General features: G+C 71.4%; 16 protein-coding genes. 8 read left to right on the top strand and 8 right to left on the bottom strand.

Translation table 11 applies throughout. The features are described from left to right. Positions 1–21 precede the first annotated feature (21 nt). Positions 22–927 carry an LLM class flavin-dependent oxidoreductase gene (locus tag ABH926_RS09380; RefSeq protein ID WP_370365006.1) on the bottom strand — a complete coding sequence of 302 codons (906 nt, stop codon included), beginning with the start codon at positions 925–927 and terminating at the stop codon, positions 22–24. Between the two features lie 228 nt (positions 928–1,155). Between ABH926_RS09380 and ABH926_RS09385 the strand changes: the two genes are divergently transcribed. Genes ABH926_RS09385 through ABH926_RS09395 form a run of 3 tightly spaced genes read left to right on the top strand, consistent with a single transcriptional unit; the run spans position 1,156 to position 3,774 of the window. After that, positions 1,156–2,061, top strand: coding sequence for a S41 family peptidase (locus ABH926_RS09385; RefSeq protein WP_370365007.1), 906 nt, complete (start codon positions 1,156–1,158; stop codon positions 2,059–2,061). 43 nt (positions 2,062–2,104) lie between these two features. Next, entirely contained in the window at positions 2,105–2,461 is a 357-nt protein-coding gene (locus tag ABH926_RS09390) for a YciI family protein (RefSeq protein ID WP_370365008.1), read from the top strand. Positions 2,462–2,475: 14 nt separating this feature from the next. Next, positions 2,476–3,774, top strand: a complete 1,299-nt coding sequence (locus tag ABH926_RS09395) for an RNA polymerase sigma factor (protein ID WP_370365009.1) — start codon at positions 2,476–2,478, stop codon at positions 3,772–3,774. Here ABH926_RS09395 and ABH926_RS09400 read toward each other — a convergent pair. Genes ABH926_RS09400 through ABH926_RS09415 form a run of 4 tightly spaced genes read right to left on the bottom strand, consistent with a single transcriptional unit; the run spans position 3,717 to position 6,759 of the window. Continuing rightward, positions 3,717–4,466 (bottom strand): MerR family transcriptional regulator, encoded by a 750-nt coding sequence (locus tag ABH926_RS09400; RefSeq protein ID WP_370365010.1) that lies wholly within the window; start codon positions 4,464–4,466, stop codon positions 3,717–3,719. The two genes, ABH926_RS09395 and ABH926_RS09400, sit on opposite strands and share 58 nt — an antisense overlap. A 5-nt stretch (positions 4,467–4,471) precedes the next feature. Next, positions 4,472–5,260 carry an ABC transporter permease gene (locus ABH926_RS09405; RefSeq protein WP_370365011.1) on the bottom strand — a complete coding sequence of 263 codons (789 nt, stop codon included), beginning with the start codon at positions 5,258–5,260 and terminating at the stop codon, positions 4,472–4,474. Between the two features lie 10 nt (positions 5,261–5,270). After that, positions 5,271–6,218, bottom strand: a complete 948-nt coding sequence (locus ABH926_RS09410; RefSeq protein ID WP_370365012.1) for an ATP-binding cassette domain-containing protein — start codon at positions 6,216–6,218, stop codon at positions 5,271–5,273. 55 nt (positions 6,219–6,273) lie between these two features. After that, the gene (locus tag ABH926_RS09415) at positions 6,274–6,759 is read right to left on the bottom strand and encodes a carboxymuconolactone decarboxylase family protein (RefSeq protein ID WP_370365013.1); all 486 of its coding nucleotides are present in this window, start codon (positions 6,757–6,759) and stop codon (positions 6,274–6,276) included. 137 nt (positions 6,760–6,896) lie between these two features. On the opposite strand from ABH926_RS09415, the gene ABH926_RS09420 reads away from it, so the two are divergent. The 3 genes from ABH926_RS09420 to ABH926_RS09430 are packed head-to-tail and all read left to right on the top strand — an operon-like array spanning position 6,897 to position 9,315. Beyond that, positions 6,897–7,778: an RNA polymerase sigma-70 factor gene (locus tag ABH926_RS09420; protein ID WP_370365014.1), complete on the top strand. Its 882-nt coding sequence runs from the start codon at positions 6,897–6,899 to the stop codon at positions 7,776–7,778. A 50-nt stretch (positions 7,779–7,828) separates the two neighbouring features. After that, complete coding sequence (locus ABH926_RS09425) at positions 7,829–8,836, top strand: LLM class flavin-dependent oxidoreductase (protein WP_370365015.1); 1,008 nt, start codon at positions 7,829–7,831, stop codon at positions 8,834–8,836. Continuing rightward, positions 8,776–9,315 (top strand): DUF6882 domain-containing protein, encoded by a 540-nt coding sequence (locus ABH926_RS09430; RefSeq protein ID WP_370365016.1) that lies wholly within the window; start codon positions 8,776–8,778, stop codon positions 9,313–9,315. The genes ABH926_RS09425 and ABH926_RS09430 overlap by 61 nt, the downstream gene beginning before the upstream one ends. A gap of 40 nt (positions 9,316–9,355) precedes the next feature. Here ABH926_RS09430 and ABH926_RS09435 read toward each other — a convergent pair whose 3' ends face one another. Continuing rightward, the gene (locus ABH926_RS09435) at positions 9,356–9,973 is read right to left on the bottom strand and encodes a hypothetical protein (protein ID WP_370365017.1); all 618 of its coding nucleotides are present in this window, start codon (positions 9,971–9,973) and stop codon (positions 9,356–9,358) included. Between the two features lie 340 nt (positions 9,974–10,313). Between ABH926_RS09435 and ABH926_RS09440 the strand changes: the two genes are divergently transcribed. Continuing rightward, the gene (locus ABH926_RS09440; RefSeq protein WP_370365018.1) at positions 10,314–10,889 is read left to right on the top strand and encodes a DUF1062 domain-containing protein; all 576 of its coding nucleotides are present in this window, start codon (positions 10,314–10,316) and stop codon (positions 10,887–10,889) included. Between the two features lie 85 nt (positions 10,890–10,974). Here the strand turns inward: ABH926_RS09440 and tuf are convergent, their stop codons facing one another. Together tuf and ABH926_RS09450 are read right to left on the bottom strand one after the other, a co-directional pair. Then, positions 10,975–12,171, bottom strand: a complete 1,197-nt coding sequence (tuf, locus tag ABH926_RS09445; protein WP_370365019.1) for an elongation factor Tu — start codon at positions 12,169–12,171, stop codon at positions 10,975–10,977. A 323-nt stretch (positions 12,172–12,494) separates the two neighbouring features. Next, positions 12,495–12,908: a winged helix-turn-helix transcriptional regulator gene (locus ABH926_RS09450; protein ID WP_370365020.1), complete on the bottom strand. Its 414-nt coding sequence runs from the start codon at positions 12,906–12,908 to the stop codon at positions 12,495–12,497. Between the two features lie 86 nt (positions 12,909–12,994). Here ABH926_RS09450 and ABH926_RS09455 point away from each other — a divergent pair, with 86 nt between their 5' ends. Further along, positions 12,995–13,867 (top strand): aldo/keto reductase family oxidoreductase, encoded by an 873-nt coding sequence (locus tag ABH926_RS09455; RefSeq protein WP_370365021.1) that lies wholly within the window; start codon positions 12,995–12,997, stop codon positions 13,865–13,867. The last annotated feature ends 30 nt before the right edge of the window (positions 13,868–13,897 follow it).

Below are 13,897 nucleotides of genomic sequence, written 5' to 3' on the forward strand. Positions count from 1 at the left end.
GCCGTCGAGAAGGCGGGAGCGTCAGTGCTCGGCCAGGGCCTCGCGCACGCCGGGCGCGATCTCCTGCGCCCACAAAGCCGACGCGCGCTCGATCGGCACATCGCCGACCGGGAAGTACGTGAAGCCGCCCGCACCGTGCTCCAGCACCGCGCCGGTCAGCTCGCTCACCCACTGCTCCACCGAGCCGCCGAGCCAGCGGCCCTCCGCGTCGCGGGTCGCGGCCAGCGGCGTGGGGCTGATCCGGCCGGGGAGGTTGTAGACCGTGGCGACGGCCCGCGGATCGCGGCCGGCGGCGCGCGCCGCCTCGTCGATGATCGGCCGGGACTCGCGGTAGCGGGTGCTCAGCCAGTCGGCGGCGTGGCCGGGGATCCAGCCGTCGGCCTGCCGGCCGGTGACGGCCAGGGACTTCGCGCCGACCGAGCCGGTCCAGATCGGCGGGGCCGCGACCGGGGCCGGGTCGACGCGGTCCAGGCGGTAGAACTCGCCGTCGAAGCTGACCGGGTCGCCGCCGCCGGTCAGGGACCTGATCAGGCCGAAGGCCTCCTCGAAGGCGCGGACGGCCTCGGCGCCGCTGAGGCGGGGGAAGCCCAGGCGGGCGATGTCGTCCCAGGAGCCGCCGGCCCCCAGGCCCAGCACCACGCGGCCGCCGGTCAGCGCGGACAGCGAGGTGACCGCGCGGGCCAGCATCGGGGCGGGCCGGGTCGGCAGGTTGCTGACGTTGACCATGCCGCTGATCCGCCGCGTGCGGCCCAGCGCGACGCCGACCAGCGAGTAGGCGTCGAGCATGCGGCCGACGTAGGGGTGGTCGGAGACCGAGAAGTGGTCCAGGCCGGCCTCATCGGCGACGGCGACGATCTCCATGGTCTGGTCGATGTCCCGGACCGCGTTCGACACCCCGATGCCGAACCTCGCCGTGTTCTCGGGCATGCTGTGCTCCGTCCCCTAAGTAGTTCGCTGTACGAACTTAGTCGTTCGTGTAGCGAACTTCAACCGCGGCGCACGCTTCGGGACAAGAAAAAGGGACGCGCCGCGCCGTTCGGGGGGTGCGGCGCGACGCGTCCAACGGGCACGGTGACGGCCTAAGCCCTCTCCCCTGTGCCTTGTAGAAAAGGCGCCAGGTGATCGGAATCCGTTACACCCCTATGATCACCAGCCATGATCCTGGACCCGCAGGTTCTCGAAGCCGCGCTCAGCCGCTTCGAGGCCGAGTACATCGACCCCGACAAGGCGGCCCGCGCCGCCGCCGAGATCCGGCGTGCCGCGGCCGCTGGCGAATACGCGGACCTGGACGGTGCCGCGGCCTGCGCGGCCGTCACCAAGGTGTTTGCCGACGTCTGTCAGGACAAGCATCTGCGGCTCATATGGAGCCAGGAGCCCGAGCCGCTGGAGGAGGACGACGAGGAGGCCGGCGCGGCCATGTTCGCCGCGCTGTGCCGGGAGCACAACGACGGGGTCCGCAAGGTCGAGATCCTGGACGGCGGCATCGGCTATCTCGACCTCACGCTGATCCCCACGGCTGAGATCGGCGGCGCCACCATCGATGCCGCGATGCGGCTGGTCGCTGGTACCAAGGCGCTGATCATCGACCTGCGGACCACCATCGGCGGGTCCACTGACGGCGTGCAGCTGTGGTGCAGCCATCTGTTGGCCGGCGCCGACATCCTGCTCACCACCTCGCACTCCCGGGTAAAGGGCAGCCGTCAGTACTGGACGCTGGGCCACCTCGACGGGCCGCGCTACCTCGACCGTCCCGTCTTCGTCCTGACCGGCGCCCGCACCTTCTCCGGCGGCGAGGATCTGGCGTACACCCTCCAGGGCCTGAAGCGGGCCACGCTGATCGGGGCGACCACCCGCGGCGGCGCGCACCCCACGGACTGGTACCAGCTCACCGAGCACGTGACCGTGACCGTCCCGAACTGCCGCTCGGAGAGCCCGGTCACCGGGACGGACTGGGAGGGGGCCGGCGTCGTCCCGGACATCGCGGTAGCCGAGGACGAGGCGCTCGCCACGGCGATCGAGCACGCCCGGCTGTCGATCGGCGCCGGTGCGGATCGTCCCTAGGAGTGAGAGGGTCGAAAACCGGCCCGCTACGAAGGGAACGCGGATGGCGAAGTACATGCTCCTCATCTACGGCGACGAGCAGCGCTGGGAGAACCTGTCCCCGGTGGAGCAGGCTGAGATCGACGCCGGCCACGTCGCCTTCCAGAAGCGGGCCGGCGACCGGATCCTGGCCTCGGGCCAACTGGAGCCGTCCTCGACGGCCACCACGGTGCGCGCCGGCGACGGCGACGCGCCGGCGGTGACCGACGGCCCCTTCCTGGAGACCAAGGAGGTCGTCGGCGGCTTCTACCTGGTGGAGGCCGCCGATCTGGACGAGGCGGTGGCGCTGAGCCGGGAGCTGGCCGAGGTCCGGCACGACCACTCCGGCGTCGAGATCACGCCGCTGGTCCAGCACGGCTGAGGGGTGGTGCGGCGGTGAGCGGATCCTGCGAGTCGGGCGGGTCTGGCCTGTCCGGCGAGGCCGGCGAGGCCGTCGCGGCCGCTCACCGCGCCCACTGGGCCGGCGTCCTGGCCGCGACGGTCCGCATCACGCGCGACCTGGACACCGCCGAGGAGTGTGTGCAGGACGCCTACGCCCAAGCCCTGCGGACGTGGCCCTCGGCGGGCATCCCGGACCACCCGGGCGCCTGGCTGCGCACCGTGGCCGGGAACCGGGCCCGCGACCTGCTGCGGCGCGAATCGGTGTGGCGGCGCGCGATGCCGCTGCTGGTCGAGGAGGCCACCGCCACCGCCCCCGACCCGCAGGACGCGGCCGAACCCCCGGCCGTGGCCGACGACACGCTGCGCCTGGTCTTCACCTGCTGCCATCCCGCGCTCTCCCGGGAAGCCCGCGTCGCCCTGACGCTGCGCCTGGTCTGCGGCCTGTCCACGGCCGAGGTGGCCCGTGCCTTCCTGGTCCAGGAGAGCACCATGGCCGCGCGGATCACCCGGGCCAAGAAGAAGATCGCGGCGGCGCGCATCCCCTACCGCGTGCCGACGGCCGCCGATCTGCCCGAGCGCCTCGCGGCGGTCTGCGACGTCGTCCACCTCGTGTTCACCACCGGCAGCAACGCCCCGGTCGGCGAGCGGCTGATCCGCGAGGACCTGGTCGCCTCGGCGATCGGCCTGGCCCGCACCCTGCACCGGCTGCTGCCGGTCGCCGAGCCCGCCGGGCTGCTGGCGCTGCTGCTCCTGATCGACGCCCGGCGCGCGACCCGCACCGCCGACACCGGCGTTCCCGTGCTCCTGGAAGACCAGGACCGCTCCCTGTGGGATCGCGCACTGATCGCCGAGGGCACGGACCTGCTGACCGAGGCTCTTCGCGGCGGTCCGCCGACCCGGTACGCGGTCCAGGCCGCGATCGCCGCCGTCCATGCCGAAGCACCGACTTTCGAAGCCACGGACTGGACGGAGATCGTCGCGCTCTACGACGTCCTGCTCGGCCTGTGGCCTTCGCCGGTCGTCGAGCTCAACCGGGCGGTGGCCATCGGAATGCGGGACGGTCCGCGGGCCGGCCTCGTCGCCCTCGACGCCCTGGCTGCCGACGCCGCCCTGGCGACCTACCGCTATCTGAGCGCCGCTCGCGCCGACTTCCTCAGGAGGCTGGGACAGTGGCCGGAAGCCGCTACCGCATATGAGGAAGCCCTGCTGCTCACCGACAACGAACCAGAACGTGCCTACCTCGCTATGCGCTTGGCCACCATCTCGTTCAAGCGGACCCAGGCAGGCGAGTAGTCGTTGACGTAGGCCGCGAAGAGCTTCTGCTCCTCGGGGGACAGCACCTTCTCCATCCGCAGTTCGTCGGCGTGGTCCCCGGCTTCGGCCAACTGCTTGCGGAACCGTTCGGCCATGGTGTCGGCCAACGCGTCCAGGCGCGGATCGTCGACCTTCCAGTCGTGGGCCTGGTCGTAGGTCACATAGAAGGCCCGGTATTCGGGGTCCTCCAAGTCGGCCCGCTTCTGCGCCACCCAGCGCGGCGCCAGCCGCGGGTAGGACGCGGCCAGCATCATCCAGCCGTCGCGTTCCATCAGGACCCCGCGATCGCTGACCCCGGCGGCCCGCAGCTCCTCGATGTAGTCGGCGATCTCCGGCGGGAGGAACAGGCGCTCGCCGGAGGCCAGCTGCGCCACCCGGCGGCGCCGTTCCTTCAGCTCGCGGATCTGGTCCTGCATCGAGCGGTCGATCTCAGTGATAGCGGTGCCGAACTGCTCGGTGTCGGCGGCCAGCAGCTCCTCGATCCGGGCCAGCGGGACCCCGGCCTCGGCCAGGGTCTTGATGCGGATCAGGTCGATCACGGCCTGGGCGTCGTACCGCCGGTAGCCCGAGTGGTCGCGGTCCGGTTCGGGGAGCAGGCCGCGCTGGTGGTAGTGCCGCACGGCCCGTACTGTCACCCCGACGTAGTCCGCGAGCTGGCTGATGGTGAGCATCAGCATCAGTGTGCCCGAGGCTTCCGGAACGACGCCACGGCCCAGGCGTATCCGCCGGCCGCGATCACCGCGCACCACACCAGGGACACCGCCGCGTTGTGCCCGATCGGCGCGCCGGTGAGCAGGCCGCGCACGGTCTCGATGGCCGGGGTGAACGGCTGGTACTCGGCGAACTGGCGCACCCCGAAGGGCATGGACGCGGCCGGCGCGAAGGCGGAGCCGATGAAGGGCAGGAACACGATCAGCATCGGCGCGTTGCTGGCCGCCTCCGGCGTCGGGGACACCAGGCCCATGGCCACCGCCAGCCACGTCAGCGCGATGCTCAGGACCAGCAGCAGCCCGCAGGCCGCGACCCACTCGAGAGCCGAGGCGTGGGGCCGGAAGCCCAGCAGCACCGCCGCGAGGATCACCGATCCGGTCGAGATCACCGTGGTGACGACGCTGTTGACGACGTGCGCGGCCAGGATCGCGACCCGCGATATCGGCATGGTCCGGAACCGGTCGACGATCCCCTCGGTCATGTCCACGCAGACCGCGACCGCGGTGGCCATGCTGCCGGAGGCGACGGCCGTGATGATGATGCCCGGCGCGATGTAGCCGATGTAGCCGCCGGAGTGGGCTCCGGCCGCCAGGCCCTTGCCCAGCGTCCTGCCGAGGACGCCGACGAACAGCAGCAGCATGATGACCGGTCCGAACACCGAGCCGAGCGTCATCGAGGGATACCGGACCGTGTGGCGCAGATTGCGGCGCAGCAGGGTGAAGGTGTCGGTGGGGGTGTGGTTCTTGGCGGTCATGGCAGAGTCCTTAGCGGCCGGAGGTCAGGGTGAGGAACACGTCGTCGAGGTCCGGCGTGTGCACGGACAGCTCTTCGGCGGAAAGGCCCGCGGACGTCAGGAGATCCAGGACCGTACGCAGGGAGTCGAAGCCGCCGCCGGTGGCGACCTGGAGGGTGAGCGCGTCCTCGTCGACCGAGTCCGTGCCGAGCGTCCGTGCTGCTTCGGCGAGGCGGTCGGCGTCTGCGAAGCGCAGGGTGATGTGCCCGCCGGGAATCAGCCGCTTCAGTTCCGCGGCCGTCCCCTCGGCGACGATGCGGCCGCCGTCCAGCACGGCGATCCGGTCGGCCAGCTGGTCGGCCTCCTCGAGGTACTGCGTGGTCAGCAGGATGGTGACGCCGTCGGCGACCAGCTCGCGCACGATGGCCCACAGCTCGCGGCGGCTGCGCGGGTCCAGACCGGTGGTCGGTTCGTCGAGGAAGATCACCTTCGGGTCGCCGACCAGCGTCATCGCCAGGTCCAGCCGCCGGCGCATGCCGCCGGAGTACGTGGACAGCGGCTTGTCGCCGACCTCGGTCAGCCCGAAGCGCTCGAGCAGTCCGGCCGCGCGGGCCCGCCCGGCGCGGCGGCCGAGCCGGTACAGGTCGGCCATCAGGATCAGGTTCTCGCGCGCGGTCAGCAGGTTGTCGACCGCGGAGAACTGGCCGGTCACCCCGATCACCGAGCGCACCGCCTCCGGGGCCTCGGCCAGGTCGTGGCCGGCGATCGAGATCCGCCCCGCCTCGGCGGCGATCAGGCTGGACAGGATGCGCACCGTCGTGGTCTTGCCGGCGCCGTTCGGGCCGAGCAGGGCGAAGACCGTCCCGGCCGGGACGCTGAGGTCCACGCCGGCCAGGACGGTCTTGTCGCCGAAGGATTTGCGCAGGCCGGAGACGCTGATCGCGGGGGATGTGGCTGTCGTCGTCGTCATGACAGCCATGCTGGAAGGTTGACCCTGCGTCAAGGTCAAGCGGAGCTTCTCAGCCCGCCGGCGCTCACTCCTCCAGGACCGCGAACGCCCCCGGTTCGTACTCGCCGCCCAGCATGTTCGGGATGAGCGACATCCGGTTGGTCGCGTTCATCATCGCGATCAGGCAGATCAGGGTGCCGAGCTGGTCGTCGTCGAACCGCGCGCGGGCCGCGGCCCAGGTCGCGTCCGACACCGCCTCGCCGGGGGCGGTGATCCGGGTGCCCTCCTCGGCCAGGGCGAGGGCGGCGCGCTCGGTCTCGGTGAAGACCGTGCTGTGCCGCCAGGTCGCGACCATGTTCAGGCGCAGCGGCGTCTCGCCGGCGAGCGCGGCCTCCTTGGTGTGGATGTCGACGCACCAGCCGCAGCCGTTGAGCTGGCTGATCCGGAGCGAGACCAGGTCCTGGAGCGACTTGGGCAGCGCTGACTTCTCCATGACCTGGGACGTGGCGTAGAAGCGTTTGGCGAGCTTCGTGGCCGTCGGGCTGTCGAAGAGGTTGAATCGGGTTTCCATGGTCACCAGATGCCGGCCGCCCGAGCCCTGTGACGGTCTCCGAATGTGACGTGGGTCACTCGGTGGGGACGTCACAGAAACGCGGTCTGCGGAGTCCCGTGTAAAAGCGCTAGTAAGCGAGCAGATTGGTGCCGTCCATGAGCGAGTCCGCGACCGAGACCTTCATCACCCACCGCAACCTGCTGTTCACGGTCGCCTACGAGATGCTCGGCTCGGCCGCCGACGCCGAGGACGTGCTGCAGGAGACCTGGCTGCGCTGGACCACCGTCGACGTGGATACGGTGCGCGACCGCCGGGCGTACCTGGTGCGGATCACCACCCGGCAGGCGCTGACCCAGCTGCGTAGCCTCGGGCGGCGCAAGGAGTCCTACGTCGGGCCGTGGCTGCCCGAGCCGCTGCTGACCACGCCGGACGTGGCCGAGGACGTGGAGCTGGCGGACAGCGTCTCGATGGCGATGCTGCTGGTGATGGAGACGCTGACGCCGGCCGAGCGCGCGGTGTTCGTGCTGCGCGAGGTGTTCGGCCTGGAGTACGACGAGATCGCCGAGGCGGTGGACAAGAGCCAGGCCGCGGTCCGGCAGATCGCGCACCGCGCCCGCAACCACGTCGCGGCGCGCCGGCCGCGCGGGGTCACCTCCACGGCCGACGCCCGTGGCGCCACCGAGGCGTTCCGGAAGGCGGTCACGACCGGCGATCTGCAGGGCCTGTTCGACCTGCTGGCCCCGGACGTGGTGTTCATCGGCGACGGCGGCGGCGTCGTGCAGGCCACGCCGTGGCCGCTGTACGGCGCCGAAGTGGTGTCCGCCTTCATGGCCGAGGGCCTGTCCCACCTGGCGGGCTTCGTCACCATGGAGACGGCGTACGTCAACGGCGGCCTGGGGGTGATCCTGCGGGTCGGCGGGGCGGTCGACACGATCGTGGCGATGCACACCGAGAACGGCCTGATCAAGGGCATCTACGTGGTCCGCAACCCGGAGAAGCTGTCGCGGTTCGAGGAGGAGACCGCGATGGCGCGCTGATTCCCTCCGGGGAATTGAGGCGCCGCGGCACCGCGGCGAGGATCGAGGGCATGGACATCGGTGTGCTGCTTCCGACCGGTCAGGCCCAGTGGGAACCCGGGGACGATCCGCGCGGCGTCGTGGCGCTGGCGCTGCGGGCCGAGCGGATCGGGTTCTCCTCGCTGTTCGTCAACGATTCGCTGATCAGCCCGAGGATCGAGGCGCTGACCATGCTCGCGGCGCTGGCCCCGGCGACGGACCGGGTGCGGCTGGGGACCGGCGCGCTGCTGCCGTTCATGCGGCGCCCGGTGCAGGCCGCGCAGTCGCTGGCCTCCATCGACGCGTTGTCCGGCGGCCGGCTGACCGTCGCGGTCGGCGCCGGGTTCCCCGGGCGGTTCGGGCGTCCCATGTACACGCTCTCCGAGCTGCCATGGGAGCGCCGTTTCCAGCGGTTGGACGAGACGGTCGCGCTGTGGCGCGCGCTGTGGGCGGGGGCGACGTCGTTCCAGGGCGAGCTCGTCCGCTTCGACGAGCTGCCCCCGGCCACGAAGCCCTTCCGGGCGTCGGGACCGCCGATCTGGCTCGGCGGCGCGACGCCGGCGGCCTTGGCCCGCACCGCCAAGCACTACGACGGCTGGCTGCCCTACCCGCCGGATCCCTCCGACTATCGCAGTGGTCTGGCCTCGATCCGTGAGACGGCGCTGCGGGAAGGCCGCCCGGCCGAGGCCGTCACCCCGGCGCTGTTCGTGACGGTCCGCGTCGACACCGACGAGGCGGCCGGCCGGGCCCAGCTCGACCGGTACTCCCGCGCCAACTACGGCATGCCGCTGGACGAGCTGCGGACCATCCAGGCGGTGGTCACCGGCACGGCCGACCAGGTGGCCGCGGGCCTGGGCGCCTACATCGCCGCCGGCGCGCGGCACCTGGTGCTGCGCCTCGGCGCGATCGGCTTGGCCGCGCAGGCCGAACAGCTCGACCGCGTCGCCGCCCTGATCGGTCCCCTGGCAGACTGCGCCGCATGGGACCCATCGAGCGCGGCGCCGGACCGGACCCCGGCCCTTCCGGCACCTCGGACCTGAACGCGCTGCTGATCCAGGGCGAGGACATGATCGAGCAGCTCGGGGCCGCGCACGCCAAGGCCTGGGGCCTGGGCACGGCCGACCGCTGGGACCTGGACCAGCGGACCGGGCTGATCACCTGGACGTTCCCGGACCGGACCGCGACCGCCCCGGCGCAGATCCTCGGCAGCTTCAACGCCGAGGCCGAATCGTGGCTGTGGGCCTGGGCGAACGACAGTGTCCTGCCGGAGATGAGCCGCGACGCGTGGGCGGTGCACGAGTGGGGCCGGGCGAACGGCCATCGTGCGCTCACCGAGCCCAAGGTGCACGGCGACGCCAGCACGGCCGGCGCCCTGGTCGCGCTGGCGGTGCGGATCACGCGGGCGACCGGCTACTACAAGGGCGGCGACGGCGGCGCCATCCCGATCATCACGTTCGGACCGGTGACGCTGACCTCGCACGACGGCGGGACGCGGACGGTCACGGTCGAGATCGGCTGAGGGTCGGCGCGTTCAGGCCTGCTCGATCAGGCCGGCGCATTCAGGCCCGCTCGATCAGGGCCTGCTCGATCCACGACTCGACGGCCTGCTCGGCAAGGCGGGCCCGCTCCCCGGCCGGCGCCCTCTTGATCAGGGTACTGGCTCGCTGTGCCTGGTCGGTACTGGGCAGCCAGCCGATCAGCGCGAGCGGCAGAACCAGGCGGCGCACCAGGAGTTCGTCCTCTGACGTGACCTGAGGCCGCCGCACCACCGAGCCGTTGACCCGGACGCCGTGCTCGTTGCCCGGCCGCGCGCCGGGACGGTCCGTTTCGACGGCGGCGTAACGGAATCCGTGCGCGAGATCGCACGCCGGGCAGCCGACAGGTCCCCGGCTCAAGCGCCCGCCGCACTCGGGACAGGTCAGGCGGTCGTAGGCGGCGTCGACGATCCGCCAGTCGTGCCGGTCGGGTTCGGCGGTCACCATCTCGGCGAGGGTCTTCTCCTGATCCTGGCCGGGATCGACGTCCCAGCGCCGCAGGAACGCGGACCATTCGCCTTCGACGATGTCGTCCACCAGCGCGCGGCAGGTATCGCAGGCGGGCGCGCCGCCGTACTCGTAGCCGCCGCACTCCGCACAGCGCCGCAGCGGTGCGCCGACCGCGGGTCTGTGTCTGCTCACGGGCCCGCAGCCTAATCGGCTCTAATTCGCTGGCCACGCTTCATCGGCCGGCGTTACGCTCACAGCGTCATCCGGGATGGGCCGATCACATCGGCGAACCGGGCCGCCGCGTCAAGGGCAGGCCGTTGTACACCAGCTGAGACGTTCGTCGCGTCGAGTAGGCGCCGCCAGACCGGCTTTCTAGCGCTGTAGCGCTGCCGGTCCTGTTGCCCGTGCCCTCGACAGGTCATCGACGTCCGGTTGCCTTTCCCCGGCATCCGAAGGTCGAGCCGATGCTTTCCGCGTTCGCGCGGGGCATCGACGTCTCAGTGATGATCTCTCAGCAGATCGGCCTTTCCTGGTGCACGAAAACACCTTCCTCGTGCGCGCCGCCACGCAATGGCGCGTACGCCCGACCGCCCTCCCGACCATCCGTCGCCGCTGCCGGGCCTGTTCCTCGAACGAGTACCGGACCCAGGGCAAGTTCCGGGTCAACGCGAACCACAAGCTGCTCGACGTCTGGCTGCTGGCGCTGTGCGCGCAGTGCGGCGAGACGATCAAGCTGACGGTGATGGAGCGGACCCATGTCCGCACCATCGACCCGGAGACGCTCAGCCGGTTCCATGCGAACGACGCCTCGCTCGCGGCCAGGCTGCTGACCGATCCCCAGCTGCCGCACCGCAACGACGTCGCCCTGGACTGGACCGACGCGTGGCGGCTGGACATGGATCCGGTGGACCTGCCGAAGGCGGACATTCTGGAGGTGCGCGTCGAGTTCACGCACCGCATCCCGCTGCGGGTGTCGACGGTCATCGCGACCGGGCTGGAACTGTCGGGATCCGAGGTCGCCCGGCACATCGCGACCGGAGCGATCACCTCCGAGGACAAGCTGACCGGTCGCCGGGCCAGTGATTTCGGCTTCGTCATGCGGTGGTAGCGAGACAGGACACCGCGGAAGCGGCCCGATCGGTGTCCCGATCGGGCCGCTTCCGTTCTCGCCGGCCGGTTCCAGCAAGCCGGTCCTAGTCGACCAGCTCCAGCACGGTCCCGGCGCCGACGGTCCGGCCGCCCTCGCGGATGGCGAACCCGAGGCCCGGCTCCATCGCGACGCCGTGGCCGAGCTCGACCGTCATCGTGACCCGGTTGCCGGGCAGCGCCACGCCGCCGGTGCCCAGGTCCACCACCCCGACCACGTCGGTGGTGCGGAAGTGGAACTGCGGACGGTAGCCCGCGCCGAAGCCGGTGTGCCGGCCGCCCTCGGCGGAGGAGAGCACGTACACCTCGGCCCGGAAGCGGCTGTGCGGCCGGATGCTGTGCGGAGCCGCCAGCACCTGGCCGCGCCGGATCTGCTCCCGGCGCACCCCGCGCAGCAACAGCGCCGCGTTGTCCCCGGCCTGCGCGGCCTCCATGGTCCGGCCGAAGGTCTCGATGCCGGTGACCACCGCGGTGAACGCCTCGCCCTGCCCGGTCACCTCGATCTGCGAGCCCAGGGCCAGGGTGCCGCGCTCGACCGCGCCGGTGACGACCGTCCCGCGGCCGGTGATGGTCAGCACGTTCTCCACCGGCATCAGGAACGGCGCCTCCAGGTCCCGCACCGGGTCCGGGACGGTGGTGTCCACCGCGGTCAGCAGGTCCAGGATCCGCTGCGTCCACACCGGGTCGCCCTCCAGCGCGCGCAGCCCGGACACCCGGACCACGGCCACGTCCTGGCCGGGGAAGCCCTGCGCGGTCAGCAGGTCCCTGATCTCCAGCTCCACCAGGTCCAGCAGCTCCTCGTCGTCGACCAGGTCGGCCTTGTTGAGCGCGACGACGATGTGCGGGACGCCGACCTGCCGGGCGAGCAGGATGTGCTCCCTGGTCTGCGGCATCGCGCCGTCCTGCGCCGAGACGACCAGGATCGCGCCGTCCACCTGCGCGGCACCGGTGATCATGTTCTTCACGTAGTCGGCGTGCCCGGGCATGTCGACGTGCGCGTAGTGCCGCAGCGTGGTCTCGTACTCGACGTGCGCGATGTTGATGGTGATGCCGCGGCTGATCTCCTCCGGGGCCCGGTCGATCCGGTCGAAGGCGACGTAGTGGTTGGCACCGCCGGCGCCGCCGGGGCTCTCGGCCAGGACCTTGGTGATCGCCGCGGTCAGCGTGGTCTTGCCGTGGTCGACGTGGCCCATCGTGCCGATGTTCAGGTGCGGCTTGGTGCGGGCGAACTGCTGCTTGGACATGGTGGATTCAGATCCCTGAAGCTGACGCGGGCGCGCGGCATCGGCGCGGGTTCCGCTGAAGGGGTCGGCTGAGTGACGGCCCTCATGCGCGCCTGCCGAGACGCGCGGGGCCGGAGAAACCGGAAGGGGAGCCACCCTCCCCGCTCGGTTTCCGCCAGAGGCGGGGAGGGTCAGCTTCGGACGCCGGTGAACACGGCTGCTGCTGCGAATGCCGCGACGACGGCAGCCGGAACCGGCAGGGCGATGCCTGCTGCGGTCGGCGCGAAGGTCGTCGGGGACATGCGTTCATGATGAACGCGGGTGCGCTGTTTGTATAAGGGTTTTCAAGCCTCGCGGCCGTCGTAGGTCTCGCGGTGGGCCAGCACGTCGTCCATGTGCCCCTCGGCCCAGTCCTTGATGCCGCGCACCATCGCGTGCAGCGACACGCCGAGGCCGGTCAGCTCGTAGGTGACGGTGACCGGCACGGTCGGCGTCGCGGTGCGCGTGATCAGGCCGTCGCGCTCCAGCGAGCGCAAGGTCTGGGTGAGCATCTTCTGGCTGACGCCGGCCAGCAGACGCGACAGCTCCGAGTAGCGCATCGGCCGCGGCTCGCCGGAGTTGCCCAGAGCGCACAGGATCAGCGTGACCCACTTGTCGGAGATCCGGTCGAGCAGTTTGCGGCTGGGGCACACCGCCAGGAACGCGTCGTACTCCGTCTTGGCCTGGGCCCGCTGCTGGGCCGCCGTCCTCGTGGCCATCGGTCGCTCCTCACACCCGTGGGTACCTTACGCACTTCTAAGTGCCTACTTCCCGATGGGAAGCTACCTGTCCACACTGAAGTGCTATGAGCACGCTATCTCCTTCGTTGCCCGGCGGAACCTGGTCCCTGGGCGATCTGACCGTTACCCGGTTCGGCTACGGCGCCATGCAGCTGGCCGGTCCCGGCGTCATGGGACCGCCCGCCGACCCGGACGGCGCACGCGCCGTCCTGCGCGAGGCCGTCGCCCTCGGCATCACGCACATCGACACCGCCGACGCCTACGGTCCGCACTTCACCAACCGGCTGATCCGCGAAGCGCTGCACCCCTATCCGGGCGCGCTGCACATCGTGACGAAGGTCGGCGCGACCCGCGACGCGAACGGCGGCTGGCCGCCGGCCCGGGAACCCGACGCGGTGCGCCGCGCCGTCCACGAGAACCTGGAGAACCTCGGCCTGGAAGCGCTCGACGTGGTCAACCTCAGGCTCGGCGACGCCACGGGACCGCAGCCCGGCTCGCTTGCCGAGCCCTTCGAGGCGCTGGCCGACCTTCAGCGGCAGGGCCTGATCCGGCACCTCGGCGTCAGCAACGCGACGAGCGAGCAGGTCGCCGAGGCCCGGGGGATCGCGCCGATCGTGTGCGTGCAGAACCTGTACAACCTCGCCTACCGGCAGGACGACGAGCTGATCGACGCGCTCGCCGCCGCCGGGATCGCCTACGTGCCCTTCTTCCCGCTCGGCGGGTTCAGCCCGTTGCAGTCCTCGGCCCTGTCGGCGGTCGCCACCCGCCTCGGCGCGACCCCGATGTCGATCGCGTTGGCCTGGTTGCTGCAACGGTCGCCGAACATCCTGCTGATCCCCGGTACGTCGTCGGTGGCGCATCTGCGCGAGAACGCCGCCGGCGCGGGACTCGTGCTTTCCGACGAGGACCTCGCCGAACTGGAGAAGATCGGCGGGTAGCCGGGACGCGATCGGCGCCTGCCGCCGGCC

The organism is Catenulispora sp. GP43, from assembly GCF_041260665.1.
GTDB lineage: Bacteria > Actinomycetota > Actinomycetes > Streptomycetales > Catenulisporaceae > Catenulispora.

What these genes read in the sequence shown, in the direction of transcription:
- ABH926_RS09410 (WP_370365012.1), bottom strand. Translation starts at nt 6,218, where the DNA reads ATGGCTGTCATGACGACGACGACAGCCACATCCCCCGCGATCAGCGTC.
- ABH926_RS09420 (WP_370365014.1), top strand. Translation starts at nt 6,897, where the DNA reads ATGAGCGAGTCCGCGACCGAGACCTTCATCACCCACCGCAACCTGCTG.
- ABH926_RS09455 (WP_370365021.1), top strand. Translation starts at nt 12,995, where the DNA reads ATGAGCACGCTATCTCCTTCGTTGCCCGGCGGAACCTGGTCCCTGGGC.
- ABH926_RS09405 (WP_370365011.1), bottom strand. Translation starts at nt 5,260, where the DNA reads ATGACCGCCAAGAACCACACCCCCACCGACACCTTCACCCTGCTGCGC.
- ABH926_RS09390 (WP_370365008.1), top strand. Translation starts at nt 2,105, where the DNA reads ATGGCGAAGTACATGCTCCTCATCTACGGCGACGAGCAGCGCTGGGAG.
- ABH926_RS09380 (WP_370365006.1), bottom strand. Translation starts at nt 927, where the DNA reads ATGCCCGAGAACACGGCGAGGTTCGGCATCGGGGTGTCGAACGCGGTC.
- ABH926_RS09425 (WP_370365015.1), top strand. Translation starts at nt 7,829, where the DNA reads ATGGACATCGGTGTGCTGCTTCCGACCGGTCAGGCCCAGTGGGAACCC.
- ABH926_RS09415 (WP_370365013.1), bottom strand. Translation starts at nt 6,759, where the DNA reads ATGGAAACCCGATTCAACCTCTTCGACAGCCCGACGGCCACGAAGCTC.
- tuf (WP_370365019.1), bottom strand. Translation starts at nt 12,171, where the DNA reads ATGTCCAAGCAGCAGTTCGCCCGCACCAAGCCGCACCTGAACATCGGC.
- ABH926_RS09400 (WP_370365010.1), bottom strand. Translation starts at nt 4,466, where the DNA reads ATGCTCACCATCAGCCAGCTCGCGGACTACGTCGGGGTGACAGTACGG.
- ABH926_RS09430 (WP_370365016.1), top strand. Translation starts at nt 8,776, where the DNA reads ATGGGACCCATCGAGCGCGGCGCCGGACCGGACCCCGGCCCTTCCGGC.
- ABH926_RS09385 (WP_370365007.1), top strand. Translation starts at nt 1,156, where the DNA reads ATGATCCTGGACCCGCAGGTTCTCGAAGCCGCGCTCAGCCGCTTCGAG.
- ABH926_RS09450 (WP_370365020.1), bottom strand. Translation starts at nt 12,908, where the DNA reads ATGGCCACGAGGACGGCGGCCCAGCAGCGGGCCCAGGCCAAGACGGAG.